The organism is Pseudonocardia sp. ICBG162, from assembly GCF_020496225.1.
In the GTDB taxonomy this organism is placed as follows: domain Bacteria; phylum Actinomycetota; class Actinomycetes; order Mycobacteriales; family Pseudonocardiaceae; genus Pseudonocardia; species Pseudonocardia alni.
The window spans coordinates 1-25,956 of the sequence record NZ_JAHLJD010000031.1 but is presented as its reverse complement, the minus strand read 5'-3'; the positions used below and the strand labels follow the sequence as shown (position 1 = coordinate 25,956).

Genomic DNA, 25,956 nt, shown 5'->3' with positions numbered 1-25,956 from the left:
CCGCCGCTGCTCACGGCCCGTTCCCCCGGGTTCCGGCCGTGGTCCACGACGAGACCCGCTGGGGGATCCGTGTCCGAACCCACCGCCCGCTCCGCGGCCGAGGCCGCGCTCGACGCCGCGGGCCGGCCCGACCCGGCCACCATGCGCCGCAGCGTCGTCGCCGGCGCCGTCGGCGTCTTCGTCCACTGGTTCGACTGGGCCGTCTACGCCTACCTGGCCACGACCCTGGCCGTGGTGTTCTTCCCCGCGGAGAACCACGTCGCCGGCGTCCTGTCGGTGTTCGCGGTGTTCGCGGTCTCGTTCGGGATCCGGCCGATCGGCGCGCTGGTGTTCGGGCCGCTCGGCGACCGCATCGGGCGGCGCCGCACGCTGTCGATCGTCATCGTGATCATGTCGGTGGCGACGCTGGCGATCGGCCTGCTCCCCGGCTACGCGACGATCGGCATCGCCGCCCCGATCCTGCTGGTCGCGATCCGGCTGGTGCAGGGCTTCGCCGCCGGTGGCGAGTTCGGCAGCGCGGCGAGCTTCCTCGCCGAGTCCGCGCCGCGGCGCCGCCGCGGGTTCGGGACGAGCTGGCTCGAGGTCGGCGCGCTGCTCGGCTTCCTCGGCGGCTCGTTCACCTTCTACCTGCTCTCGGTGTCGCTGACCGCGGAGGAGATCACCGCCTGGGGCTGGCGGATCCCGTTCCTGATCGCCGCGCCGATGGGCGTCATCGGGTACGTCATCCGGGCGAAGATCGAGGACACCCCGGAGTACCGGGCGCTGGAGGCGACCGACTCGGTCTCCCGCCGCCCCGCGCGGGAGCTGTTCCGCAGCAACTGGCGCCAGCTGCTGCAGGTCGCCGGGCTGATGACGATGATGCACGTCCTGTTCTACTCGGTGCTGACCTACCTGGTGACCTACCAGACCGACCACCTGGGCCACTCGGCCGAGAGCGCGGCGCTGCTGTCGACCTGCGCGTCGCTGCTCGGGCTGGTCCTGGTGCCGGTGTTCGGCAGGCTGTCGGACCGGACCGGCCGCAAGCCGGTGCTGGTGACGGCCGCGGTCGTCCTGCTGGTGACGGCGACGCCGGCCTACCTGCTGATGCAGACCGGCATGGTCGGCACCGTGGTCGCCGCGCTCGGCCTGGCGGTGATCCTCTCGGCGATCCTCGGGACCTACGCGGTGTGGTCGGTCGAGACCCTCCCGACCCGCACCCGCCAGGGCGGTCTGTCCATCGCCTACAACGTCAGCGCCGCGCTGTTCGCCGGCACGGTCCCGTTCCTCATGACCGTGCTCATCGCGACCACCGGGAGCCTGCTCGTCCCCGGCCCGTACCTGATGGCCGCCGCGGCGATCGGTCTCGTCGCCGCCCTGAGCATGCGCGAGACGGCCGGGACGAGCCTGCTGCTCGACCAGGACCTCGCGGGCCTGCCCGCACCGACGCCGGCCGCGCAGCCGGCACCCGTCGCGGACCGGGTCGGCTCGTGAGCGGGCACAGCGGACGGAACCGTGGAACGGAGTACGGGATGGCCGACGTCGTGACCGAGGTACTGGTCGTCGGTGGGGGGCAGGCCGGGGTGGCCGCCAGCGAGCACCTGGGCGCCCGCGGGATCGACCACCTGGTGCTCGAACGCGACCGGATCGCCGAGAGCTGGCGCACCCGTCGCTGGGACTCGCTGGTGGCGAACGGCCCGGCGTGGCACGACCGGTTCCCCGGGCTGGAGTTCGACGGGGTGGCACCGGACGGGTTCGCGTCGAAGGACCAGGTGGCCGACTACTTCTCCGCCTACGCGGAGAAGATCGACGCCCCGGTCCGCTGCGGGGTCGAGGTGCTCGGTGTGCACCGGCACGAGGGGCGGCCCGGCTTCCGGGTGGAGACCTCCGCGGGCACCGTCGACGCGCAGCGGGTCGTGGCCGCGACCGGTCCGTTCCAGACGCCGGTCGTCCCGCCCGTCGTGCCCGCCGACGCCGGCGTGACCCAGATCCACTCCAGCGACTACCGGCGTCCCGGTCAGCTGCCCGACGGCGGCGTGCTGGTCGTCGGGGCGGGGTCGTCGGGCGTGCAGATCGCCGACGAGCTCCGGCGCTCCGGGCGCGCGGTGCACCTGTCGGTGGGCCCGCACGAGCGGCCCCCGCGCCGCTACCGCGGGCAGGACTTCTGCTGGTGGCTCGGCGTGCTGGACAAGTGGGACGTGGCGGCGCCGCCACAGGGGGCCGCACACGTCACGATCGCGGTCAGCGGGGCCCGGGGCGGGCACACCGTCGACTTCCGTGAGCTGGCGGCCACCGGCATCACCCTGGTCGGGATGACCCGGTCCTTCGCCGACGGTCGGCTGCGGTTCGCCCCGGACCTGGCCGACACCGTCGCCGCGGGGGACGCCCACTACCTGGCGATGCTCGACGAGGCCGATGCCTACGTCGTGCGCAACGGGCTCGACCTGCCCGAGGAGCCCGCCGCCCGCGTCCTCGGGCCCGCCCCGGACTGCGTGACCGACCCGGTCACCGAGCTGGACCTCGCGCGGGCCGGGATCACCTCGATCGTCTGGGCCACCGGCTACAGCTCCGACTACGGCTGGCTGCCCCCCGGCGCCCTCGACGACGACGGCCGCCCACGGCACTCCCGCGGGATCTCCACCGAGCCCGGCATCTACTTCCTCGGCCTGCCCTGGCAGTCGCGGCGCGGGTCCAGCTTCATCTGGGGCGTGTGGCACGACGCCGCCCACGTCGCCGACCACATCGCGATCCAGCGCGGCTACCTCGCCCACCTCCCCGAGCCCACCGTCACCACGAGCGGAGCCCCCCGATGACCGCACAGCCGGCACAGCCGACCCACACCCGCATCCGGCCGTTCAACACCCGCGACACCTACCCGGAGCAGAACCTCGACAACGACCTGTGCCAGGCCGTCGTCGCCGGGAACACCGTCTACGTCCGCGGCCAGATCGGGCAGGACCTCGACACCAGCGAGTCCGTCGGCATCGGCGACGTCGCGGCGCAGGCCGAGCAGGCGATGGCGAACATCGACCAGCTCCTGCGCGAGGCGGGCAGCCGGATGGAGCACCTGGTCAAGCTGACGATCTACCTGGTCGACCCCCGCTACCGGGAGGCCGTCTACCGGACCGTCGGACGCTGGACGACGGGCGTCCACCCCATCTCGACCGGCGTCGTGGTGTCCGCGCTCGCCCGCCCGGAGTGGCTGTGCGAGATCGACGCCATCGCCGTGATCCCGGAGGACGGACGGTGACCTTCTCGATCGCGGCCCGCCAGGACGGCCGGTTCGGCATGGCCGTCAGCTCCTCCAGCCCGGCGGTCGCCGCGCGCTGCCTGCACCTGCGGCCGGGGGTCGGCGTCGCCGCGTCGCAGAACGTCACCGACCCGCGGCTCGGCGGGCGCCTGCTCGACCGGCTGGCCGCCCACGACGACGCCGTGCGGGCGGTGCGTGAGGTCGGCGCCGACGCCGTCGACCCGGAGTACCGCCAGCTCACCGCGCTGGGCCGGACCGGCCCGCCCGCCTGGTTCAGCGGGGAGCGGACGCTGGGCACACGCGGCGCCGCCGCCGGTGCGGACGCGGTGGCCGCGGGCAACATGCTGGCCGACGCCGGGCTGCCCGCGGTCCTGGTCGACGCCTTCGAGTCCGCGACCGGCGAGCTCGAGGAACGGCTGCTCGCCGCCCTGCGCGCCGGCCTCGCCGCCGGTGGGGAGGAGGGCCCGGTGCACTCGGCCGGGCTGGCCGTCGTCGCCGACGTCGAGTGGCGGGTGACCGACCTGCGGGTCGACTGGGCCGAGGACCCGGTCGACCGGCTGGCCGAGGCGATGGAGGTCTGGCTGCCGCAGCGCGACGACTACGTCCGCCGCGGGCTGGCCCCGGCGACCGCGCCGTCCTACGGCGTCCCGGGCGACCGGTGACCGGGGCGAAGGCGGCCGCCCGGGCCGCCGTCGACCGGGCGGCGGACGGGCTGGTCGCGCTGTCGGCCGAGCTGCACGCCCACCCCGAGACGGCCTGGGAGGAGCACCGGGCCGCGACCGTGGTGCCGGAGCTGCTGGACCGCCGCGGGTTCGCGGTGACGCCGTCGTACCTGGGGCTGGAGACCGCGTTCCACGCCCGGTACGGGTCCGGACCGCTGCGGATCGCGTTGTGCGCCGAGTACGACGCCCTGCCCGGGCTCGGGCACGCCTGCGGGCACAACCTGATCGCCGCGTCGTCGGTCGGGGCCGCGCTGGGCCTGGCCGAGGTCGCCGACGAGCTGGGGCTGACCGTCGAGGTCTACGGCACCCCGGCCGAGGAGGGCGGCGGCGGCAAGATCGAGATGCTGGACCGCGGCGCGTTCCGCGACGTCGACCTGGCGATGATGGTGCACCCCGGCCCGGTCGACGTCGCCGAGGCGCGTCCGTTCGCCGTCAGCCACTCCCGGGTCTCCTACCGGGGCCGGGCCGCGCACGCGGCGGCCTACCCCGAGGAGGGGGTCAACGCCGCGGACGCGTTCACCGTCGCCCAGGTCGCGATCGGGCTGCTGCGACAGCAGCTCCCGCACAGCGCGCGGGTGCACGGCATCGTCACCGCCGCGGGGACGGCGCCCAACGCGATCCCCGAGGACTCGTCGGGACGCTGGTACGTGCGCGCGGAGACCCTCGCCGAGCTGGCCGAGATCGAGCCGAGGGTGCGACGCTGCTTCGAGGCCGGTGCCCTGGCCACCGGGTGCACGCTGGAGATCGAGCCGGAGAGCAGGCCCTACGCCGAGTTCCGCGCCGATCCCACCGCCCTGGCGCACTACCGCGTCAACGCCGTCGAGCTGGGGCGGGAGTTCGCCCCCGACGGCCCGGCGGGCCGGATGAACCGGGCGTCGACCGACATGGGCAACGTGTCCCAGGTCGTGCCGGCCATCCACCCCTACATCGGGATCGGGTCGCTGCCCGCCACGAACCACCAGCGCGAGTTCGCGGCGCACTGCGTGGGTCCCGACGCGGAACGGGCGCTGCTCGACGGCGCGGTCGCGCTGGCCTGGACCGGCGTCGACCGTGCCGGGCAGCGCGACACCGCCTAGCCCTTCAGCCCGCCCGCCGCCGCGAACCCGGACCCGAGCCGGCGTCCCAGCACGAGGTAGAGCACCACCACCGGGGCCGAGTAGAGGATCGAGAAGGCGGCGAGCTGGCCGTAGGCGACCTGGCCGTACTGCGAGGAGAAGGTGAACAGGCTGACCGCGGCGGGCAGCTTGTCCGGCGAGAGCAGCAGCATGAACGGGACGAAGAAGTTCCCCCACGTCTGGACCAGCGTGAAGATCGCGACGACGGCGACGCCCGGGCGCATCATCGGCAGCACGACCTCCCACAGCGTGCGCAGCATGGTGGCGCCGTCGACCCAGGCGGCCTCCTCGATCTCGACCGGAACGCCGTCCATGAAGCCCTTGGTCAGGAAGATCGCGTACGGCAGCGCCGACGTCGCCAGGAACAGCACCGCCGCCGGCATCGAGTCGATGAGGTTGACCTGCACGAACAGCGCGTAGACCGGGATCATGATCGCGGTGATCGGCAGCCCGGTGGCGAAGACGATGGTCAGCAGGAACGGTCGGCTCGCCCGGCTGCGGTAGCGCGAGAGCGGGTAGGCGGCGAGCACCGCGCAGACCACGGTGACCAGCGTGGCGCCGCCGCAGAGCACGACCGAGTTCCACATCGGGCGGAACGTCGTCTCGGTGTCGAGCACGGCGGCGTAGTTGTCCAGGGTCGGTTCCGCGGGCCACGCCACGGCGAGCGAGGCCTCCGCGTCGAACGACGCGAGGACCACCCAGGCCAGCGGGATGCAGAAGAACACCGCGACCGCCACCAGGACGAGGTCGGCGGGGCGGGGTCCGCGCCGGCGCCGTGCGGCGTCCGGCGCGGGGGACGGGACGGCCGGGTCGACCGGCGGTGGACGGTGCGCGGTGGCGGTCATGCGTCCTCCTTGGCGAGCAGGCGCAGGTAGGCGATCGAGGCGATCCCGCCGAGCAGCAGCAGGAGCAGGGCCACCGCGGTGCCGTAACCGAGCTGCCCGTAGGAGAAGGCCTGCTCGTACATGTGCAGCGGCAGCGTCTGGCTGGAGGTGCCGGGGCCGCCGCCGGTCATGACGTAGATGAGGCCGAACACCGACAGCGTCTGCAGCGTGATCAGCATCAGGTTCGTCGCCACGGCGCGGCGGATCAGCGGCAGGGTCAGGGAGAAGAAGCGCTGCACCGGGCGGGCGCCGTCGATCATCGCCGCCTCCTCGACCTCGCGCGGGATCTCGGCGAGTGCGGCGGTGTAGACGAGCATGGTGAACGCCGTCCCGCGCCAGATGTTGGCGAAGGACACCGCGACGATCGGCAACGCGACGAGCAGCTCCTGCTCGGGCAGCCCGACCAGCCCGAGCAGGGCGTTCAGCGAGCCGTCCCCGGCGAGGAAGGTGTACCAGAGGTAGCCGACGACGACCTCGGGCAGGATCCACGCCCCGACCACGATCGCCCCGGTCACCGCGCTCACCGGCTTCGACGCGTTGCGCATCAGCAGGGCCAGCGCCAGCCCCAGCAGGTTCTGCCCGATGATCGCCGACACCACGGTGAAGACCAGGGTGAGACCGGCGGAGTTCCAGAACTCCGCCGAGGTGAGTGCGTCGGTGAAGTTGCCGAGCCCGACGAACGACGTGGTGTCCGCACCGTCCCCGCGCAGCGCCCGGTTGGTGAAGGCCAGGTAGACGCTGTAGAGCACCGGCCCGGCGAGGAACAGCACCAGCAGGACGACGGCCGGCACGATCGGCCCGCCCCGCAGCAGGGTGCGGCGCAGCGGCGTGGGTCCGCGGTCGGTGGCCTGCCGCCCGGCGAGGGCGGTCATGCGCGCGCCTCCGGCGCGGTCTGCTCGACGCCGACGATGTCGACCAGCGCGGCGTCGTAGGCGTCGGCCGCGGCGTCGGGGCCCAGCCGCCCGGTCATGACGTCCTCGGTCGCCGCCTGGATCGCCGAGGAGATCTGCGGGTACGGCGCCGTCGCGGGCCGGTAGTCGGCGTAGGGGACGAGGTCGGTGAAGAAGGGGGAGGCGGGGGAGTAGCCGTCGTACCCGGGGTGTTCCATGACGTCGCTGCGGTTGGCCAGCTTGGCCTCGGCGACGGTCCACCGCAGGGCGTTCTCGGTGGACATCAGCGTCTCCAGCAGCCCCCAGGCCAGGTCCGGATCGGGGGCCAGGCGCGGCAGCGACCACGCCCAGCCACCGGAGAGGGTCACGAACCCCCGGCCCTGCCCGCGCCGGGTGGGCATCCGGGCCAGGTCCATCGTCCGCGACCACTCCGGCCAGGCCCCGGACGCGCCCGGGTCCCAGTTCTGGGCGATCCAGTTGCCGTCGACGACCATGCCGACCCTCCCCTCCGGCATCCACGACGTGTAGACGGTCTCGGTGAGGTTCGGGTCGAGCGCGGCCTGCAGCGGCGGGCCGAGGCCCTCACCGAAGACGGTGTGCAGGAACCCCAGCGACTCCCGCATCCCGGCGGCGCCGGTCGTCCAGCGCCGGGTGGCCTCGTCGTACAGGACCGAGTCGGTGCCGTTGAACAGCATCTGCAGGCCCTGCATGCTGGCCTTCTCGCCCTGCGCCTTGCCGGAGTAGAGGACGAGGGGGACGACGTCGGGGACCTGGTCGCGGATCGCCCGCGCCGCCGTGAGCAGGTCGTCCCAGGTCCGGGGCCGGAAGGGCGCGGCGATCCCGGCGGCCGCCAGGACGCCGCGGTGGTACCAGATCCCACGGGTGTCGGTCGGTCCCGGGATGCCGTAGACCTTCCCGTCCTCGCCGGTGACGGCGTCCTTCGCGACGTCGACGTAGGTGTCCCACAGGGGCCAGCGGGAGACGTAGTCGTCCAGCGGTCGCAGGTAGCCGGCGGCGATGTCGGCCTTGAGGATGAAGGTGTCCTCGTAGGCGATGTCCGGTGTGGTCCGGGCCGAGGCCATCATCAGCTCGTTCTTGGTGAAGAAGTCGTTCTCCGCCGCGACCAGCGGGACCACCTCCACCGAGGTACCGGGGCGGGCCGCCATGAACTCCGCGGCCGCGCCCTCGATGTAGTCCCCGACGGCCCGGGCCGAGCCCCACTGCTGGTAGGTCACCCGCAGGTGTCCCGGAGCCCGGGCGTCGGCGCCGCACGCGCCGAGCGCCGGGGCGGCGAGCAGGGCGCCGCCCGCCGCGAGGAGCGCGCGCCGGGAGAACCCGCGGGCAGGGGGTGGGGTCATCGGGCGGACCGTCCTTTCGCGTCGTTGCGAGGGCGGGGCGGGAGGGGTCAGGCGCGGGTCAGGCGCACCGTGGCGATCTGGAACGCGCGCAGCTCCAGCCGGAGGTCCCCGCCCAGTGCGCGCGGGGTGTCGAGCGTGCGTTCGAGTAGGTCGGTCTCGACCGCGCCGGTGCAGTCGAAGCCGGGGCGCAGCACCGCGCGGGCCCGACCGCCGTGCGCCTCGTAGAGCCGCACGACCACGTCGCCGGAGCCGTCGTCGGCGAGCTTGACCGCCTCGACGACGACGGCGCCGGTGCCGCCGTCGTCGACGGTCACCAGCGGCTCGACCGGGCCGGACCCGGTGATCTCCCGGGTGCCCAGCGCCACCCGGTAGCCCTCGCGGACGGCGTCGGGGATCTCCGTGCCGGGGGTGAGCGTGCACCGCAGGACGTGCTCGCCGGAGTCCGCGTGCGGGTCCGGGAACTGCGGGGCCCGCAGCAGCGACAGCCGCAGCAGCGTGGTCGTCCCGGCGGCGGTGCCGTCCGGCCCGGGCCGGGTGTCGCGGGTGATGTCGTGGCCGTAGGTGGCCTCGTTCGCGACGGTGACGCCGTAGCCGGGCTCGCCGACGTGCACGAACCGGTGCGCGCAGGTCTCGAACCGGGCCGCGTCCCACGAGGTGTTGGTGTGCAGCGGCCGGTGCAGGTGCCCGAACTGGATCTCCGAGGTGGCGCGCTCGGCGTGCACGTCGAGCGGGAACGCGAGCTTGAGCAGCTTCTGGCGCTCCTGCCAGTCCGCGTGCACCCGCACCTCCAGGGCGCGACCGCCGGGGGCGAGGGTCCAGTCGGTGGTGACCGTGCTGTCCCCGGCCACGACGACGGTGCGCACCCCGCCCGGGACCGGCTCGGCCGACGAGGCCTGCGGCAGCCCGGTCTCGACGCGGCGGTAGTGCCGGTCGACGTCCCAGGCGTCCCACTCGTTGGGGATGTCCTGGAACAGCTGCAGGCCCGCGGTCGCGCCGGGCGCGAGGACCGCCCGGCCGGCGTCGAGGTCGTCGAGGGCGTGCACCCGGCCGTCGTCGCCGACCAGCACCGACAGCCGTCCGTTGCCGATGCGGTGGCCGCCGTCGACCCGCTCGACGGTCACCTCCGGGCCGTCCGGCGCCGCGGCCGGGCCGATGCCCAGCGCGGGTGCGCCGTGCAGCGGGTAGGGGCCCGCGTTGGCCCGCAGCACGACGTCGCCGTCCCCGGCCAGTGCGGCCAGCGCGCCGTCGACGATCGTCTCCAGCTCGGCGGTGACCGCGGCGTGGTCGCGTTCGGCGTCGTGGTGGACCCAGGCGATGGAGCTGCCCGGCAGGATGTCGTGGAACTGCAGCAGCAGGACCTTCTGCCACAGCCGGCGCAGGTCCTCGGCCGGGTAGGGGGCGCCGGTGCGGACGGTGGCGGTGGCGGCCCACAGCTCCGCCTCGCGGAGCAGGTGCTCGTTGCGCCGGTTGCCCTGCTTGGTGCGGGCCTGCGAGGTGTAGGTGCCGCGGTGGTACTCCAGGTACAGCTCGCCGGACCACACCGGCGGGTCCGGGTAGTCCGCCTCGGCCTCGGTGAAGAACTCCTCCGAGGTGCCGATCCGCACCCGCGGCGCGCCCTCCAGGTCGGCCTGGCGGCGGGCCAGGGCGAGCATCTCCCGGGTGGGGCCGCCGCCGCCGTCGCCGTGGCCGAAGGGCACCAGCGAGACGCCGGCGCGGCCCTTCTCCCGGTACTGGCGCTGGGCGCGGTCGAGCTCGTCGGCGGTCAGCTCGGAGTTGTAGGTGTCGACCGGCGGGAAGTGGGTGAACACCCGGCTGCCGTCGAGGCCCTCCCACAGGAACGTGTGGTGCGGCATCCGGTTGGTGTCGTTCCAGGAGATCTTCTGGGTGAGGAACCAGCGCGACCCGGCCGCGCGGACCAGCTGCGGCAGCGCGGCGGTGTAGCCGAACGAGTCCGGCAGCCACACCTCGAGCGGCTCGACGCCGAACTCGTCGAGGAAGAACCGCTTGCCCTCGACCAGCTGGCGGGCCAGGGCCTCGCCACCGGGCATGTTGGTGTCCGACTCCACCCACATGCCGCCGACCGGCACGAACGTCCCGGCGGCGACGGCGTCGCGCAGCCGGGCGTACAGCTCGGGGTAGGTGTCGCGGACCCACCGGTACTGCTGTGCCGAGGAGCAGGAGAACCGCAGCCCGGGGTCGGTCTCGGCGAGGGTCAGCACGTTGGAGAAGGTGCGTGCGCACTTGCGGACGGTCTCGCGCGTCGGCCAGAGCCACGCCGAGTCGATGTGCGCGTGCCCGGTCGCGACGACGCGGTGCGCGCTGGCGTGCGCGGGTGCGGCGAGGGCGGGGGCGAGCCGCTCGCGGGCCGGCCCCGCGGTCGTCGTGAGGTCGCGCGGGTCGATCACGTCCAGGGCGTCCTCGACGGCGGACACGATCAGCGCGTGCCGCGCGGTGTCCGGGTCGAGCCGGTCCAGCCAGCCCTGCAGCACGGTCAGGTCCTGGTCGAGCTCCCAGACGGTCTCGTCCAGCAGCGCCACGTCGACCCGGCGCAGCGTGTAGAGCGGGTCGGAGCCCGCGGTCGCCGGGTCGCCGAGCGGGGTCGGGACGAACCAGCCGTGCTCGGAGATGTGCGGGTTCGCGGCGGCCTCGACGAACAGGTCGACGGTGTCACCGGTGACGGGCACCCAGGCGTTGCGCGGCTCGATGCCCTTGACGATGCGACCGTCCGGGCTCCAGACGGTGCCCTCGGCCTGGAAGCCCGGGTTCTCGGTGCCGAACCCCAGGTCGACGACGGCCTCCACGCGCGTCCCCGGTGCGTCCCACCAGTCCGCGGGCACGGCGCCGGTGGCGCGGAACCACACGGTGCTCCACGGACGCCCCCACGCCGAGAGGTGACCGCGGCCCACCGGGAACGGGGCGTAGGCCTGCCCGGCGGCCTCGGCGAACCCGACGGGCTCGCCCGGGACCTCCCAGGCGGCGACCTCCAGCGGCCGGGCGTCCCGGTACCGGGACCGCTCCAGGTGCTCGGAGCGGAAGCGACGCAGGCGGTCGACGACGAAACGGGTCCGGTCGTGCACGAACTCTCCAGCCGGTGGGCGACGGTGCCGCAGTTAGTAAAAACGATGGAAGAAATGACCACAAGAGTCCGGTCGACGCGTGGTGCGCGACAGGCGACCGCGAAGTGAGGTGAGGCTAAGTTCATCGGCAGAGTCCGTATCGTCCCCCGGAGGACCCGTGTCCACAGCCCTGCTCGAGCGTCACGTCGTCGAGATCGCCACCCGCCGCCAGCTCCTCGCCGCGGTCGGCACGGCGGGCCTGCTCGCCGCGTGCGGCCGCCCCGCGGCGACCGTCGGCGCCCCCGCCGGGCGCACCCGCAGCGTCACGACCGCGCTGGGCACCTACGACGTGCCCGTCGCCCCGGTCTCGGTGCTCGCCGTCGACTCGCGGGTCGACCTGGAGACCGCCGTCGCGCTCGGCCTGCCGGTGTCGGCGACCAGCCTGCGTCCCCCGGCCGCGTGGGTCCCGGCCCCGCCCGGGCTGCCGGTCCTCAAGGGTCCGATCGTCGACGAGGAGGTCCTCGCGCTGGGCCCGGACCTGATCGTCTGCTCGGCGGAGGACGACGGCGAGTACTGGCCGACCGCCCGGCTGCAGCGGATCGCGCCGGTCGTCCCGACCTCGTTCGACGTGCCGTGGCGCGCCGACCTGACTGCGATCGCCACCCAGCTCGACCGGCGCGACGCGCTGGACCGGGTGCTGGCCGAGTACGACGCGGTCGCCGCCGGGGTCCGCGAGCGCCACCGTGCCGCGCTGGCGACGAAGCGCGTCGTCATCGCCCAGTGGCGGCCGGAGGCGGGCACGTTCGTGGTGAACACGGCGGGCCGGCTGCAGCAGCAGGTGCTCACCGACCTGGGCGGGTCGCTGTTCGGCTCCGAGCGGGCCTACGCGGCCGACCAGGAGGTGCCGCTGGAGACGATGAGCGAGTTCCGCGACGCCGACGGCTTCTACCTGCAGAACACCGGCACCGAGCGGTCGCTGGCGACCATGGCCGACGTCCCGGTGTGGCGGGAGCTGCCCGCGGTGCGGGCGGGCCGGGTCGTCGAGACCGCGGGCAACGTCAACTACGGCAGCGTCTACAGCGCCATGCAGGTCGCCCGCGACCTCGACGCGCTGTTCGCCCTGCTCGGCTGAGCGGATCCCCCGGCGCCGGACCCGTGTGGTCCGGCACCGGAACCGCTCGCCCTCAGGGGCGGGACGCCGTCGCGCCGGAGCCGTCGGTGGCGTCGGTGGCGTCCTCGCGGAACTCCAGCGGCGCGGCACCCGGCAGCGGCTTCCCGGCGGGCTCGACGAGGAACCACACGCTGACCAGCCCGACCAGTCCGGCGCCGATCAGGTAGTAGCCCGGCCAGTCCAGGTTCCCGGTGGCGGTCACCGCGGTCTCGATCACCGCGGGCGCCGTCCCGGCGAACAGTGACACCGCCAGGTTGAACGTCAGCCCGAGACCGGCATAGCGGACCAGGGTGGGGAACTGGGCGGGCAGCGTCGACGGGCAGACGCCCGCGAAGCAGACCAGGATCGCGGCCAGCAGGACCAGGCCGGTGGCCTGCCCGGCGAGCCCGAGCTGGAGCAGCCACACGATCGGCAGGCCGAGCACGACCAGTCCGATGCTCCCGGCCGCCAGTAGCGGGCGCCGTCCGATCCGGTCGCTCCAGTGTCCGACGACGACCACCGCGGCCAGCGCGAGCACGGTGACCCCGACCTGCAGCAGGGTCGCGACCTCCCGGCTGGTGCCCGCCGCGCCGGAGCGGGGCAGGGTGCCGGTGAGGTAGGTCGGCACGTACGCGGTCAGTACGTAGTTGGTGACGTTCCAGGCGATCACCAGGCCGGCGGTGACCAGCGCCGCGGAGCGGTAGCGCTTCACCAGGATCCCGAACGCGCGGCCGTGGGTCATCGTGACCAGCGCGGGGGAGCGCTCCATGAGCTGGCGGAACGCGGGCGTGTCCTCCAGGCGCAGCCGCAGGTAGACCCCGGCGATGCCGAGCGGGAGCGCCAGCAGGAACGGGATCCGCCAGCCCCAGGCGAGCAGGTCGTCGTCGGGCATCAGGGTCACCAGCGCCGCGGTGACACCGGCACCGAGCGAGTAGCCGACGATCGTGCCGAACTCCAGCCAGCTGCCGAAGAAGCCGCGCCGCCGGTCGGGGGCGTACTCGGCGACCAGCGTGAGCGCGCCGGTGTACTCGCCGCCCGCGGAGAAGCCCTGCAGCATCCGGATGAGCACGACCAGCACCGGCGCCGCGACGCCGATCGTGCCGTGCGACGGGACGAGCCCGAGCAGCACCGTCGCGACGGTCATCAGCAGCACCGTGGCGGCCAGCACCCGCGGCCTGCCCACCCGGTCGCCGAGGTGGCCGAACACGAACCCGCCGAACGGGCGGGCGACGAACGCCGCCGCGAACGCGGCGAGGGTCAGCACCAGCGACCACCGGCCCGCGTCCGGGAAGAGCACCCGGTTCAGCACCACCGCGGCCAGGTAGGAGTAGATCCCGAAGTCGTACCACTCGGCGACGTTGCCCACCGACGCCGCGGTGGCGGCCCGGCGGACGGTGGCCTCCTCCTCGACCGCGGTGTCGAGGGCCCGGCGACGGCTCCTGCGCGGCTTCTCGATCATGTGGCCCCTTCGCCGTCCGAGCGCGTGCCGGGACGTCCCGGCCTGCGGTGCGGCGCCTGTTCTAACATTGATATATTAGGCCGCGCAACAGCGGCCGACAGGTGGACGCAGGATCGGTACCGGGCGGTGTCAGATGGCGCTGGCGCCGCCGCCGGTCGGCGGCTGGATGCGCACGACCCGGTCGTCGGTGGCGCCGGGGGAGCCGCCGTCGCGGTTGACCGTCCCCAGCCACAGCAGGCCGTCCGGGGCGAGGGTGACCGGGCCGATCCGGCCGTAGGTGCCCTCCAGGACCGGCTTCGGGTCGCCGGTGAAGGTGCCCTCGGCGCCCGGGTTGAGCACGAACAGCGCCTTGCCGGTGCTCTGTGCGACGACGACCGCGCCCGGCAGCACCGTGCACCCGGCGACGCCCGGGCGGTCCGGCCAGGTCCAGGCGGGCGCGCCGAGCGTGCCCGGCGTGACGCGGTGCAGGACGTCGCGCCCCGCGGTGCGGTCGGTGACCCAGGTGGTCCGCGCCGCGGGGTCGACGCACACCCCGCCCGGGGCGGTGAGCCCGCGGGCCAGGACCGGCGAGGCGCGGTCGGGGTTGCCCGGGGCCGGACGGCCCAGGGTGTCGATCCGCAGCACCGCACCGGCGAGCGGGCCCGCCCCGGCCGGCGTGGCGACGACCAGCGAGGAGCCGTCGGCGTCGACGGCCAGCGCCCCGCCCGGCGGCAGCCCCTCCAGCACCGGCTTCGGCGCCTCACCGGGCGCGATCCGCCAGACCCGTCCCTCGGACAGGGCGTAGAGCAGGCGGTCCTCGGCGTAGCCGGGGGACAGGACCAGCCCGGTCAGCCCGCCCGCCGGGTCGACCGGCACGGTCGCGACCGGCTGCGGGGTGGCGTTGCGGCGGACCTCCAGCACCCGCCCGGTCCGCCGCTCGGCGACGAGTGCGCGGTCGCCCTGCGGGAGCACCGCCACCGCCCCGACCGGCCCCAGGCAGGCCGCGACGACCTGCGGGTCCGGGTCGACGCACGGCTGCGGTGCCGGCGCGGCCCCCTGCTGCTGCGGCGACGGGGCCTGGCTCGACGGCGGTGCCTGCTCCTCCGGGGCCACCCGGGGCGGCCCGCCGAGCTCGCCCTCGCCCTCGGCCTGCGGGCGCCAGTCGCGGGAGCCCGCGTCGGGGAAGGTGGCGCAGCCGCTCAGCAGCACGACGAGCGTCGCGACGATCAGCAGCAGCCGGGCGGTCACGAGGAACCAGGCTAGGCCCCGCGAGGTGAGTGCCCGGTGAGTACGGTCGGGCGTCATGAGCAGCCCCGTGACCGTCCTGGTGCCGCACACCGTCGGAGCCGAGATCCTGTCCGGTGTGGACGGCCTGGATCCGGTCGTCTACGACCCGGAGAAGCCGCTGCCCGACGAGGCCGCCCACGCCCGCGTGCTGGTCGCGCCGTTCCTGGCGGGCTCCGACGCGGTCGGGATCATCGAGCAGGTCCCGAACCTGGAGCTGGTGCAGCTGCTCACCGCGGGCGCCGAGACGTGGATCGGGCGGCTGCCCGAGGGCGTCGGCCTCTCCGACGGGCGCGGCGCGCACGGCGGGGCCACCGCCGAGTGGGTGGTGTCGGTGCTGCTGGCCGTCTACCGGCACCTGGACCGATTCGTGCGTGCCCAGGACCGCGGCGAGTGGGACTACCACCAGACCGAGGAGCTGGCCGGCAAGAAGATCCTCATCGTCGGCGCGGGCGACGTCGGGCAGAAGACCCGGGCCCGTCTGGAGCCCTTCGAGGTGGAGACCGCGCTGGTCGGGCGCACCGCCCGCGACGGCGTCCACGGCTGGGACGAGCTGCCCGCGCTGCTGCCGCACTACGACGCGACCGTGCTGATCGTCCCGCTCACCGACGAGACCCGCGGCATGGTCGACGCCGGCTTCCTGGCCGCCATGCCCGACGGGTCGCTGCTCGTCAACGGCGCGCGCGGGCCGGTGGTGGACACCGACGCGCTGGTCGCGGAGCTGACCTCGGGGCGGATCCGGGCCGCCGTCGACGTCACCGACCCCGAGCCGCTCCCCGCGGGCCACCCGCTGTGGTCGGCGCCCGGACTGCTGCTCACCCCGCACGTCGGCGGCAGCGTGCCGCTGGCGATGCGCCGCGCCTACGGCGTCGCGGCCGAGCAGCTCGCGGCGTTCGCCGCCGGTGACGCGCCGCCGAACCTCGTGACCGGCGCCTACTAGGCGCGCGCCGGTACTGTCGCCGACCATGAGCGGGCCCACGCAGCAGTACGACTGGGGCAACATCTCCGGCGACGAACCGGCGGAGAAGACCCGCCCGGAGCGCATGCCGGTCCCCGCCCACCTCTCCTCCGACATCGGGCTGCTCGTGCTGCGGCTGGTCGTCGGGGCGTCCTTCGCCGCGGCGGGGGCACGCAAGCTGTTCGGCGTCGCGGGCGGGATCGGCCTCGACGCCAGCGCGACCGCGCTCGCCGACGCCGGGTTCACGTCCTTCGCCGGCCCGCTGGCCTGGGTGCTCGCGGTCGGTCAGCTGGTCCTCGGCGTGCTGCTCGTGCTGGGGCTGCTGACGCCCTTCGCCGCGGCGGGCCTGCTCGCGACGAAGGTCGTCGCCGTGGTGGTGGCGCTGGTGCCGGCCCTGTCGGTGCCGCTGTTCGCCTCGGACGGCGCGAACTCCCTGGAGCTGGACCTGCTGCTCGGCGCCGGGGCCGCGGCGCTGGTGTTCGCCGGGGCCGGGCGGATCGCCCTCGACGCCGGGCGCACCTATCAGCGACGCCCGCTGCCGTGGTCGGTGCTGTCGCTGCTGGTCGCGGTCGCGGTGTCGCTGCTGGTCCTGTTCGTGCTGCGCCGGTGACCCCTGCCGACGACGCGTGGCTGCGCCCGCTCGCCCGGCGCCGCCGTCGCGACCTCGCGGTGCGGGCCCGGACCCCGCTGACCGGCGGGTACGCCTCCGGCGGGGCCGAGCGGATCGACCTCGACGACGGCACCGCGGTCGTCCTCAAGCACACCGGGGCGGTGGAGACGGCCGCGCTGCGCGCCGTCGCGGTGGTGAACGGGTCCGTCCGGCTGCCGCGGATGCTCGGCTCCGGCGACGGCTGGGTGCTGCTCGACCACGAGCCCGGCGCGCCGCTGCCGGCCGGGGCCCCGGTACCCGACGAGGTGTGGCGCACCCTCGCGCTGGTCCACGCGCACTGGCGGCGCAACCGGCCGCGCGGCGTCCCCGTCGTCGACGACGCCTGGTGGGCGCGGCTGTGCGGGCACGCCGCGGACCGGCTGACGGCGGCCGGGCACGACGCCGCGGCCGCGTCCGTCGTGGCCTGGGCCGGGGACGACCGCGCCCGCACCGCGCTGCGCGCCCTGCCCCGCACCCTGTGCCACGGCGACGCCCACCGCGGCAACGTCGTCGCCGGTCCGGCCGGTGCGGTGCTGCTGGACTGGGGCAATGCCCGCGTCGCGGTGGGGTCGCTCGACGTCGTGGTGCTGGCCGCGCCCCCGTCCGACGGCCCGGCCGACGCGCCGTCGTCGCCGGTGCCCGCGGTCTACCGGGACACCCTGCACACCGCGCTCGGCGCGCCGGACCCGCCCGCCATGGTCGCGGTGGAGACGGCGTGGGCGCGGGCGGCGGCGCACGTGCAGTTCCTGCCGTTCGCCGCCGACCACCAGGACCCCGACCGGGTCACCTCGATGGTCCGGGTCGCCGCCGCGGCCCTCGACGAGCTGGGCGACCTGCTCGCCACCGCCCGCCGCGGCTGATCCCGGCTCAGCCCTTCGGCTTGGCCGTGCGACGCAGCCGGGTGTTGACGAACTCGCCCATGCCCCAGCGGCCCAGCTCACGGCCGAAGCCGGAGCGCTTCACCCCGCCGAAGGGGAGCCCGGGCAGCGTCGTGCCGTGCTCGTTGACGTAGGCCATGCCCACCTCGAGCCGGTCGGCGATCTCCTGCGCGCGCTCGATGTCGCCGCTCCACACCGACCCGCTGAGCCCGTAGCTCACGTCGTTGGCCAGCGTGACCGCCTCGTCGACCGAGTCGACGCCGTAGACCACGGCGACCGGTCCGAAGATCTCCTCGGAGTAGGCGTCCATGTCCTTCGTGACGCCGGTCAGCACGGCCGGGCGGAGGAACGCGCCGTCGCCGTCGGGCACCTCGCCGCCGGTGTGCAGGGTGGCGCCCTGCTCGACGGCGCGGCGCACCTGCTCGGCGACGCCGTCGCGCGCCGCGACCGAGGACAGCGGGCCGAGCCGGGTGCCGGAGTCGGTCGGGTCGCCGTGCTCGGTGGCCTCGAACGTCGAGACCAGCACCGACACGAACTCCTCGACCTTGTCGGTCGGCACGATCATCCGCTTCGGGGAGTTGCAGGCCTGGCCGCCGTTCATCAGGCGGGCCCGGGCGGCGACCTTCGCGGTGCGGGCGACGTCGGCGTCGTCGAGGACGATGAACGCGTCCGACCCGCCCAGCTCCAGGACGGCCTTCTTCAGGTTGCGCCCCGCCGTCTCGGCGACCGAGGCACCGGCCCGCTCGCTGCCGGTCAGGGAGATCCCCTGGATCCGCGGGTCGGCGATCATGTCGGCGATCTGCTCGTTGGTCGCGTAGACGTTGACGTAGACGTCGGCCGGGACGCCCGCGGTGTGGAAGATCTCGTCCATCACCTCGGCCGAGGCGGCACAGATCGGGGCGTGCTTGAGGACGATCGTGTTCCCGACGACCAGGTTCGGCGCGACGAACCGCGCCACCTGGTAGTAGGGGAAGTTCCACGGCATGACCCCGACCAGCGGCCCGATCGGCTCGGTCTGTACCACCGACTCCTGCGCGCCCTGCGGGTCCAGGGTCTCCCTGCTCAGCAGGTCCGGGCCGTGCTCGGCGTACCAGCGGTAGATCGACGCGGCCAGTGCGACCTCGCCCGCTGCCTCCTTGACGGGCTTGCCCATCTCGGTCGCGATCAGCGCGGCCAGCTCGTCGCTGCGGGCCTCGTAGGCCTCGGCCACCCGGACCAGGATCCGTGCCCGGTCGGCGGCCGGGGTCGCGCGCCACCCGGGGTAGGCGTCGGTGACGCGGCCCAGGACGTCGGAGACCGCCGCGTCGTCGAGCTCGGGGAACGTCTTCTCGGTCTTCCCGGTGGCGGGGTTCGTGGTCACGTAGGCGGTCATGGTGCCCTTCCGTCGTGGGGTGGCGCGGGTCGCGCTCCTATCCGACGGATGTCCGCCGCGGGGGGACCGGCAAACATCGGGTCCGCCTCGTCACCCCACGCCTGCCGCCTCCAGCCGGGCCCGGACGTGGGCGTGTGCCGGTGGGACGCAGCGGTCCAGCACGCCGCGCAGCTCGTCGACCAGACGTGCGGCGGGCCAGTCCGGCGGCAGCAGGACCGTGGGCAGCGCCGGCGCCCGGACCAGGTCGACGAACACCGGGTTGGTCAGCTCGACGAGGCGGCGCAGGCACCCGGCACCGCCCCCGGGCGGCGACGCCGCGGCGGCGGCCAGGCGGTCGGCGTGACCGGCCAGGACGGCCGCGACCCCGTCGAGGTCCCACGCCCCGACCGCGACGCGGGCCGCCTCGGCGGTGTCCACCGCGAGCCCGGCCACGGTCACCCGGGCACCGGGCGGGGCGTCGGCCAGCACCTCGGCGAGCTCGGCGCCGCGGTCGGCCACCGCGATGAGCACGCCCGGCTGCAGCACCCCGTACCCGGCGAGCACGGCGGTGCGCCGCAGCCGGTCGCGGTAGGCCCGCTCCTGCTCCGGGACGGCGTGCAGCAGTGCCCGGAACGAGCCCGTCCACTCCGGGGGACGGGCGCCGAGGTCGTCGCCGAGGCGCCGGACCGCCGCCCCGAACGGGCCGTCGAGGCGCAGGTGCACGGCGCGCCCGTCGCGCCGGCCCGCGAGCTGGCCGTCCTCGCGCATCCGGGCCAGCAGCCGTCGCGCGGCGGGCTCGCGCATGCCGAGATCGCCCAGCAGCCCGACGAGCACGGCGGCGGGCAGCTCGTCACGACCGGCGACGCGCAGCAGCGACGCGACCACACCGCTCGTCGGGTTGCGCCTTGCCACGAGCGCGCCCAGCTCTACACCTCTGCTCACGGTCGTGAACCATTCCGTCCAGTTCGGGGGAACCGATGGTAGAGGCAGCGGGCCGGAACGGAATGGGGCAGGCACTGTCCTGGGCGCAGATGATCGTGCTGAGCATCGCGGTGCCCGTGGTGGTCTACGACGTCCTCACCGACCGCGGGGTCGGCCCGGTCCCCGCCCTGCTCGCCGGGAGCATCGGGCCGCTGCTCGACATCGGCATCACCTGGCTGCGCAGCCGCCGGATCGACGAGTTCGGCGTGCTCGTGCTGGTGTTCCTGGTGGTCGGCGCCGTGGTCGGGCTGGTGTTCTCCGACCCGCGGATCCTGCTGCTCAAGGAGTCCGCGACGACGGGCGTGCTCGGCCTGCTCCTGCTGGGCTCGCTGGTGCTGCTCCCGCGCCCGCTGATGTTCTGGTTCGGCCGTCGCTTCGCCACCGGCGGTGACCCGGCCCGGGTGGCCTGGTGGGACGGGCTCTGGCAGTACGCCGGCTTCCGCCGCACCCAGCGCGTGCTCACCGCGGTGTGGGGCGTGGTGCTGGTCGCCGAGGCGGTCGTGCGGATCGTGCTGACCTACCGGCTCCCGGTCGCGACGATGGTGGTGGTGAACGCCGTCGTCCCGCTCGCGGTGCTGGGCGTGCTGATCGGCTGGACCGTGCTGTACGCCCGGCGGGCGCAGGCCGCGGGACAGCGCCGCGCCGCGGCCGCCGCCTCCGGCTGAGACGACGGCCGGGCGCCCGGCTCAGCGGCCGACGTTGCGCTGCAGGTGCGCCGGGTAGCGCTCCCCGGCCACCGCCGACGACGGGGCGGCCGCCTCGATCTCGGCCAGCTCGTCCGCCGACAGCTCCAGCACGGCGGCCTCGACGTTCTGCTCCAGGTAGGTCCGCCGCTTGGTCCCCGGGATCGGCACGACGTGCTCCCCGCGGCTCTGCACCCAGGCCAGCGCGAGCTGCCCGGCGGTGACCCCGCGGCGCTGCGCGATGGCGGTGAGCGCCTCGACGATCGCGAGGTTCGCGGCCATGTTCTCGTCGGAGAAGCGGGGCAGACCGCGGCGCATGTCGCCCTCGCCGAGCTGGCCGGTCGAGGTGATCGCGCCGGTCAGGAAGCCGCGTCCGAGCGGGGAGAACGGCACGACGCCGATGCCCAGCTCGGCGCACGTCGGCGCGACCGACTCCTCGATGCCGCGCGTCCACAGCGACCACTCCGACTGCACCGCGGCGGGCGGGTGCACGGCGTGGGCGCGGCGGACGGTGTCCGCGCCGCACTCGGAGAGCCCGTAGTGGCGGATCTTCCCCTCCTCGATCAGCCCGGCGAGCGCGCCGACGGTCTCCTCGATCGGCGTGTCCGGGTCGACGCGGTGCTGGTAGTAGAGGTCGATGTGGTCGACGCCGAGGCGGCGCAGCGACTCCTCGGCGCACCGCCGCACGTAGGCCGGGTCGCCCTGCGCGCCCTGGTTGCCCGCGGCGTCGCGGACGATGCCGAACTTCGTCGCCAGGACCACGCGGTCGCGGCGGTCGGCGATCGCGGCGCCCACGAGCTCCTCGTTGGCGCCGTCGCCGTAGACGTTCGCGGTGTCGAGCAGGGTGACGCCCAGGTCCAGGGCGCGGTGGATCGTCGCGATCGACTCGGCGCGGTCGGAGGTGTCGCCGTAGGCCTGGCTCATGCCCATGCAGCCCAGGCCCTGGGCGGAGACGGTGAGGTCGCCGAGACGGCGGGTTCCGAGACGCATTCCGGTAGCCATGACAACCAACCTAGACGCGAACGGCCCCGGTCCGCAGGGCGCGGACCGGGGCCGTCGGGACGTGCTGATCAGGGGATGCGGCGGACCGCCCCGGTGTCGGCGCTGGTCGCCATGTGGGCGTAGGCGCGCAGGGCCTTCGACACGACGCGCTGCCGGTCGACGGGCTGCCACGGCCGCTCGGAGGACTCCATCTTGGCGCGCCGGTCGGCGAGCACCTCGGCGTCGACGAGCAGCTCCAGGGACCGGGCGCGGACGTCGAGCCGGACCCGGTCGCCGTTCTCCACCAGCCCGATCGTGCCGCCGGCGGCGGCCTCGGGGGAGACGTGGCCGACCGAGATGCCCGACGAGCCGCCGGAGAACCGGCCGTCGGTGATCAGGGCGCAGACCTTGCCCAGCCCGGCACCCTTGAGGAACGCGGTCGGGTGCAGCATCTCCTGCATGCCCGGCCCGCCCGAGGGGCCCTCGTAGCGGATGACCAGCACGTCGCCGGGCTTGATCTCCTTCTTGAGGATCGCCGAGACGGCGTCCTCCTGGCTCTCCAGCACCACGGCCGGGCCCTCGAACTCCCAGATGTCCTCGGGGATGCCCGCGGTCTTGATCACGGCGCCGTCGACCGAGAGGTTCCCGCGCAGCACGGCCAGGCCGCCGTCGGCGGAGTAGGCGTGCTCGAGGTCGCGGATGCACCCGCCCGCGGCGTCGGTGTCGAGGGAGGACCAGCGGTTCTCCGTCGAGAACGCCTGCGTGGTCCGGACCCCGCCCGGCGCGGCGTGGTAGAGCTCGACCGCGGTCTCCGACGGGGCCGACGACCGGATGTCCCACTCGGTGAGCCACTGCTCCAGCGTGGGGGAGTGCACGGTGTGCACCCCGGTGTTGAGCAGCCCGGCCCGCCACAGCTCGCCCAGCAGGGCGGGGATGCCACCGGCCCGGTGGACGTCCTCCATGTGGTAGTCCGAGTTCGGCGCGACCTTGCTCAGGCACGGCACGCGCCGGGAGATCGCGTCGATCGCGGCGAGGTCGAAGTCGATCTCGCCCTCCTGGGCGGCGGCCAGGATGTGCAGCACCGTGTTGGTGGAGCCGCCCATCGCGACGTCGAGCGCCATCGCGTTCTCGAACGCCTCGCGGGTGGCGATGTTGCGGGGCAGCGCGGACGCGTCGTCGTCGCGGTACCAGCGGGTCGCCAGGTCCATCACGGTGCGCCCGGCGTTCAGGAACAGCTCGCGGCGCGCGGCGTGCGTGGCCAGGGTGGAGCCGTTGCCCGGCAGCGAGAGCCCGAGCGCCTCGGTGAGGCAGTTCATCGAGTTCGCGGTGAACATCCCGGAGCAGGACCCGCAGGTCGGGCAGGCCGAGCGCTCGACCTCGGCCAGGCCGGCCTCGTCCACCTCGGACGACGCGGACGCCGAGATCGCGGTGATCAGGTCGGTGGGTGCCTGCGCGACCCCGCCGACGACGACCGCCTTGCCGGCCTCCATCGGACCGCCGGAGACGAACACGGTCGGGATGTTCAGCCGCATCGCGGCGTTCAGCATGCCCGGCGTGATCTTGTCGCAGTTGGAGATGCACACCAGGGCGTCGGCCGCGTGGCCGTTCACCATGTACTCGACCGCGTCGGCGATGATCTCGCGGCTGGGCAGGGAGTAGAGCATCCCGCCGTGGCCCATCGCGATGCCGTCGTCGACGGCGATCGTGTTGAACTCCTTGGCGACCCCGCCCGCCTCCTTGATCGCGCCCGCGACGAGGTCACCCATGTCCTTGAGGTGCACGTGGCCGGGCACGAACTGGGTGTAGGAGTTGGCGATCGCGACGATCGGCTTGCCGAAGTCGTCGTCGCCCATGCCGGTCGCGCGCCAGAGCGAACGCGCTCCGGCGGCGTTGCGACCGTGGGTGGTGACGCGGGAACGCAGGGCGGGCATCGGTCTTCTCCAGCCGGGTCTTCCGTGGTGGTTCGTGAGGGACCCCGGTGGGCGCGTCGCGGAGCGTGGGCACGAGCCGCCCGGGGGGTGCGGCGCGACGGCGGCGGGGCGGGTCGCGTCCCGCCGGCCGGCGGGCCGATCGCCCGCAACCGTACGCCCCGCGACGGGCGTCAGTGACCCTCGGCCGGATCCTCCGGGTCGGTCACCGCGGCCGGGTCGGCGAACCGGCCGCCGCTGGCGACCGAGAGCGCGGGCAGGTCGCGCGCGTGCACCGCGGGCAGGACGAGGGCGTCGTCCTCGCCCAGCACCGCGCTGACCCGCGAGCGCGAGCCGATCCGCAGACCGCGCACGTCGTCCCAGTCCACGGTGCGGGAGGAGAACGCGCCGCGGACGGTCAGCGTCTCCGGGTCCACGGTGGTGCGGACCCGCAGGATCCAGGCGATCGCCGCGGCCGGGGCCAGCAGCACGACCCAGAACCACGGCAGGCTGAACACCAGCGGCGTCGACCCGACGACCGCGACCAGGATGGCGAAGATGGTCAGCCGGCTCGGCTTGAACACCAGCGCGCGCGAGCCCACGCGGAGCTTGCGGCCCTCGTCGCGGACCCGGGGGGTCCACGCCAGCTCGCTGTCCACCTGCTGGGACGCCCCCGGGGCCGGCTGCGGGTCGGCGGAGGGCGGGGTCGGGGGGGGACGGCGCGGTCGTCGGTGCTGCTCACGACCCCAGTGTGACAAATCCGGACCGTGACCCCACGGCCCGGACGGGTGGGGTCGTTTGACTCCGTCCGTGGGACGCGTGCTAGCGTCGATGCATGTTCGCCGTTCGAATTCTCGTACTTCTTGGGCGCGTCGTCGCCTGAGTTCGACCTTCTCGAACGACGACGCGCTCACCCTCGCAGCGCCCGGAGTGCCGGGCGGCGGGGGTTTTTTCATGTCCAGCTCCGAGTCCAGCCCATGTCCGGCATCTGATCGACACGATCTCCAGCGAGGCAGACCCAGATGACCACCGTCCCCGCCAAGCCCGGCTCGCCCGGCCCGAAGCCGGGCCCGCCGCCCGGCCGGTCCGCGGCCTCCGGCACGTCCCGCAGCGCGGCCCCGGCACCCGGTGAGACCACCGTGCCCGGCCCGCGCATCGTGGACGAGCCCATGACCGGCGCCCAGTCCCTGGTGCGTTCGCTCGAGGAGATCGGCTGCGAGGTCGTCTTCGGGCTGCCCGGCGGGACGATCCTGCCCGCGTACGACCCGCTCCTGGACTCGACGAAGGTGCGTCACATCCTCGTGCGCCACGAGCAGGGCGCCGGACACGCGGCGACCGGCTACGCGCAGGCCACCGGCCGGGTCGGGGTCTGCATGGCGACGTCCGGGCCGGGGGCCACGAACCTGGTCACCCCGATCGCGGACGCCCACATGGACTCGGTGCCGCTGGTGGCCATCACGGGTCAGCAGACCCGGCCGCTGATCGGCACCGACGCCTTCCAGGAGGCCGACATCACCGGCATCACCATGCCGGTGACCAAGCACAACATGCTGGTGACCGACGCGACGGAGATCCCGCGCGCGATCGCCGAGGCCTTCCACCTGGCGTCCACCGGCCGGCCCGGCCCGGTCCTGGTGGACATCCCGAAGGACGTGCTGCAGGAGCAGACCACGTTCTCCTGGCCCCCGAGCTGCAGCTGCCCGGCTACCGGCCGACGACCCGGCCGCACGGCAAGCAGATCCGCGAGGCCGCCCGGCTCATCCGCGAGTCGGCCAAGCCGGTGCTCTACGTCGGCGGCGGTGTCCTCAAGGCCGAGGCCGCCGAGGAGCTCAGGGAGCTGGCCGAGCTGACCGGGGCGCCCGTCGTCACCACCCTGATGGCGCGCGGTGTGTTCCCCGACAGCCACCCGCTGCACCTGGGCATGCCCGGGATGCACGGCACCGTCGCCGCGGTCGCGGCGATGCAGCGGTCCGACCTGCTGGTCGCGCTCGGCTCCCGGTTCGACGACCGGGTCACCGGCAAGCTGGAGAGCTTCGCCCCGGGGCGAAGATCATCCACGCCGACATCGACCCGGCCGAGATCTCCAAGAACCGGCGCGCCGACGTGCCGATCGTCGGGGACTGCAAGGAGGTCCTGGCCGACCTGGTCGAGGCGTCCGTGCGGACCGCGCCGAGCACGGTGAGCCGGACCTGTCGGCCTGGTGGAAGCAGGTCGGCGGGCTGCGCGACCGCTACCCGCTCGGCTACGACGAGCCGACCGACGGCGCGCTCTCGCCGCAGTACGTGATCGAGCGGATCGGCGCGATCGCCGGGCCGGACGCGATCTACACCGCGGGCGTCGCCAGCACCAGATGTGTGGGCCGCGCAGTTCGTCAAGTACGAGAAGCCGCGGACCTGGCTGAACTCCGGCGGGCTCGGGACCATGGGCTACGCGGTCCCGGCCGCG

21 protein-coding genes and 1 pseudogene are annotated in these 25,956 nt (G+C 74.5%); 11 read left to right on the top strand and 11 right to left on the bottom strand.

Annotated elements, in window-relative coordinates; translation table 11 throughout:
* Positions 1-69: 69 nt before the first annotated feature.
* From KPL60_RS25060 to KPL60_RS25040, 5 genes are read left to right on the top strand one after another with little or no spacing between them, the layout of a single operon-like run.
* Positions 70-1,470, top strand: coding sequence for an MFS transporter (locus tag KPL60_RS25060; protein ID WP_226367393.1), 1,401 nt, complete (start codon positions 70-72; stop codon positions 1,468-1,470).
* A 38-nt stretch (positions 1,471-1,508) separates the two neighbouring features.
* Positions 1,509-2,789 (top strand): NAD(P)/FAD-dependent oxidoreductase, encoded by a 1,281-nt coding sequence (locus KPL60_RS25055; protein WP_226367392.1) that lies wholly within the window; start codon positions 1,509-1,511, stop codon positions 2,787-2,789.
* Positions 2,786-3,226 carry a RidA family protein gene (locus KPL60_RS25050; protein WP_226350194.1) on the top strand — a complete coding sequence of 147 codons (441 nt, stop codon included), beginning with the start codon at positions 2,786-2,788 and terminating at the stop codon, positions 3,224-3,226. Before KPL60_RS25055 ends, KPL60_RS25050 begins: the two co-directional genes overlap by 4 nt.
* On the top strand, positions 3,223-3,888 hold the full coding sequence (locus KPL60_RS25045) for a DUF1028 domain-containing protein (RefSeq protein ID WP_226367391.1): 666 nt from the start codon (positions 3,223-3,225) through the stop codon (positions 3,886-3,888). The genes KPL60_RS25050 and KPL60_RS25045 overlap by 4 nt, the downstream gene beginning before the upstream one ends.
* A complete protein-coding gene (locus KPL60_RS25040; protein ID WP_226367390.1) occupies positions 3,885-5,024 on the top strand; it encodes a M20 family metallopeptidase in 1,140 nt (379 codons plus the stop codon). Before KPL60_RS25045 ends, KPL60_RS25040 begins: the two co-directional genes overlap by 4 nt.
* Here KPL60_RS25040 and KPL60_RS25035 read toward each other — a convergent pair.
* From KPL60_RS25035 to KPL60_RS25020, 4 genes are read right to left on the bottom strand one after another with little or no spacing between them, the layout of a single operon-like run.
* Complete coding sequence (locus tag KPL60_RS25035; protein WP_226350197.1) at positions 5,021-5,908, bottom strand: carbohydrate ABC transporter permease; 888 nt, start codon at positions 5,906-5,908, stop codon at positions 5,021-5,023. The two genes, KPL60_RS25040 and KPL60_RS25035, sit on opposite strands and share 4 nt — an antisense overlap.
* On the bottom strand, positions 5,905-6,819 hold the full coding sequence (locus tag KPL60_RS25030) for a carbohydrate ABC transporter permease (protein ID WP_226367389.1): 915 nt from the start codon (positions 6,817-6,819) through the stop codon (positions 5,905-5,907). The genes KPL60_RS25035 and KPL60_RS25030 overlap by 4 nt, the downstream gene beginning before the upstream one ends.
* The gene (locus tag KPL60_RS25025) at positions 6,816-8,195 is read right to left on the bottom strand and encodes an extracellular solute-binding protein (RefSeq protein ID WP_226367388.1); all 1,380 of its coding nucleotides are present in this window, start codon (positions 8,193-8,195) and stop codon (positions 6,816-6,818) included. Before KPL60_RS25025 ends, KPL60_RS25030 begins: the two co-directional genes overlap by 4 nt.
* A gap of 47 nt (positions 8,196-8,242) precedes the next feature.
* The gene (locus KPL60_RS25020; protein ID WP_226367387.1) at positions 8,243-11,272 is read right to left on the bottom strand and encodes a glycoside hydrolase family 38 C-terminal domain-containing protein; all 3,030 of its coding nucleotides are present in this window, start codon (positions 11,270-11,272) and stop codon (positions 8,243-8,245) included.
* A gap of 157 nt (positions 11,273-11,429) precedes the next feature.
* Between KPL60_RS25020 and KPL60_RS25015 the strand changes: the two genes are divergently transcribed.
* On the top strand, positions 11,430-12,383 hold the full coding sequence (locus KPL60_RS25015; RefSeq protein ID WP_226367386.1) for an ABC transporter substrate-binding protein: 954 nt from the start codon (positions 11,430-11,432) through the stop codon (positions 12,381-12,383).
* Between the two features lie 52 nt (positions 12,384-12,435).
* Here the strand turns inward: KPL60_RS25015 and KPL60_RS25010 are convergent, their stop codons facing one another.
* Entirely contained in the window at positions 12,436-13,860 is a 1,425-nt protein-coding gene (locus tag KPL60_RS25010) for an MFS transporter (protein ID WP_226367385.1), read from the bottom strand.
* A gap of 129 nt (positions 13,861-13,989) precedes the next feature.
* Positions 13,990-15,087 carry a glucose dehydrogenase gene (locus KPL60_RS25005; protein WP_226350203.1) on the bottom strand — a complete coding sequence of 366 codons (1,098 nt, stop codon included), beginning with the start codon at positions 15,085-15,087 and terminating at the stop codon, positions 13,990-13,992.
* A gap of 55 nt (positions 15,088-15,142) precedes the next feature.
* On the opposite strand from KPL60_RS25005, the gene KPL60_RS25000 reads away from it, so the two are divergent.
* From KPL60_RS25000 to KPL60_RS24990, 3 genes are read left to right on the top strand one after another with little or no spacing between them, the layout of a single operon-like run.
* Entirely contained in the window at positions 15,143-16,063 is a 921-nt protein-coding gene (locus tag KPL60_RS25000) for a 2-hydroxyacid dehydrogenase (RefSeq protein ID WP_226364479.1), read from the top strand.
* 25 nt (positions 16,064-16,088) lie between these two features.
* The gene (locus tag KPL60_RS24995) at positions 16,089-16,691 is read left to right on the top strand and encodes a DoxX family membrane protein (protein ID WP_226350205.1); all 603 of its coding nucleotides are present in this window, start codon (positions 16,089-16,091) and stop codon (positions 16,689-16,691) included.
* Positions 16,688-17,590, top strand: a complete 903-nt coding sequence (locus KPL60_RS24990; protein WP_226350206.1) for a phosphotransferase — start codon at positions 16,688-16,690, stop codon at positions 17,588-17,590. The genes KPL60_RS24995 and KPL60_RS24990 overlap by 4 nt, the downstream gene beginning before the upstream one ends.
* Before the next feature lie 7 nt (positions 17,591-17,597).
* Here the strand turns inward: KPL60_RS24990 and KPL60_RS24985 are convergent, their stop codons facing one another.
* Together KPL60_RS24985 and KPL60_RS24980 are read right to left on the bottom strand one after the other, a co-directional pair.
* Positions 17,598-18,980: an NAD-dependent succinate-semialdehyde dehydrogenase gene (locus tag KPL60_RS24985; RefSeq protein ID WP_226350207.1), complete on the bottom strand. Its 1,383-nt coding sequence runs from the start codon at positions 18,978-18,980 to the stop codon at positions 17,598-17,600.
* Between the two features lie 90 nt (positions 18,981-19,070).
* Positions 19,071-19,901 carry a hypothetical protein gene (locus tag KPL60_RS24980; protein WP_226364478.1) on the bottom strand — a complete coding sequence of 277 codons (831 nt, stop codon included), beginning with the start codon at positions 19,899-19,901 and terminating at the stop codon, positions 19,071-19,073.
* Between the two features lie 62 nt (positions 19,902-19,963).
* Here KPL60_RS24980 and KPL60_RS24975 point away from each other — a divergent pair, with 62 nt between their 5' ends.
* Complete coding sequence (locus tag KPL60_RS24975) at positions 19,964-20,605, top strand: VC0807 family protein (protein WP_226364477.1); 642 nt, start codon at positions 19,964-19,966, stop codon at positions 20,603-20,605.
* Between the two features lie 21 nt (positions 20,606-20,626).
* Here the strand turns inward: KPL60_RS24975 and KPL60_RS24970 are convergent, their stop codons facing one another.
* The 3 genes from KPL60_RS24970 to KPL60_RS34875 all read right to left on the bottom strand — a co-directional run bounded on the left by KPL60_RS24970 (position 20,627) and on the right by KPL60_RS34875 (position 24,170).
* Positions 20,627-21,625, bottom strand: a complete 999-nt coding sequence (locus tag KPL60_RS24970; RefSeq protein WP_226364476.1) for an aldo/keto reductase — start codon at positions 21,623-21,625, stop codon at positions 20,627-20,629.
* A gap of 68 nt (positions 21,626-21,693) precedes the next feature.
* On the bottom strand, positions 21,694-23,535 hold the full coding sequence (gene ilvD, locus KPL60_RS24965) for a dihydroxy-acid dehydratase (protein ID WP_226364475.1): 1,842 nt from the start codon (positions 23,533-23,535) through the stop codon (positions 21,694-21,696).
* A gap of 170 nt (positions 23,536-23,705) precedes the next feature.
* Positions 23,706-24,170 carry a PH domain-containing protein gene (locus tag KPL60_RS34875; RefSeq protein ID WP_226364474.1) on the bottom strand — a complete coding sequence of 155 codons (465 nt, stop codon included), beginning with the start codon at positions 24,168-24,170 and terminating at the stop codon, positions 23,706-23,708.
* A 510-nt stretch (positions 24,171-24,680) separates the two neighbouring features.
* Between KPL60_RS34875 and ilvB the strand changes: the two are divergent.
* A pseudogene (gene ilvB, locus KPL60_RS24955) lies at positions 24,681-25,956 on the top strand (biosynthetic-type acetolactate synthase large subunit); the annotation flags it as partial.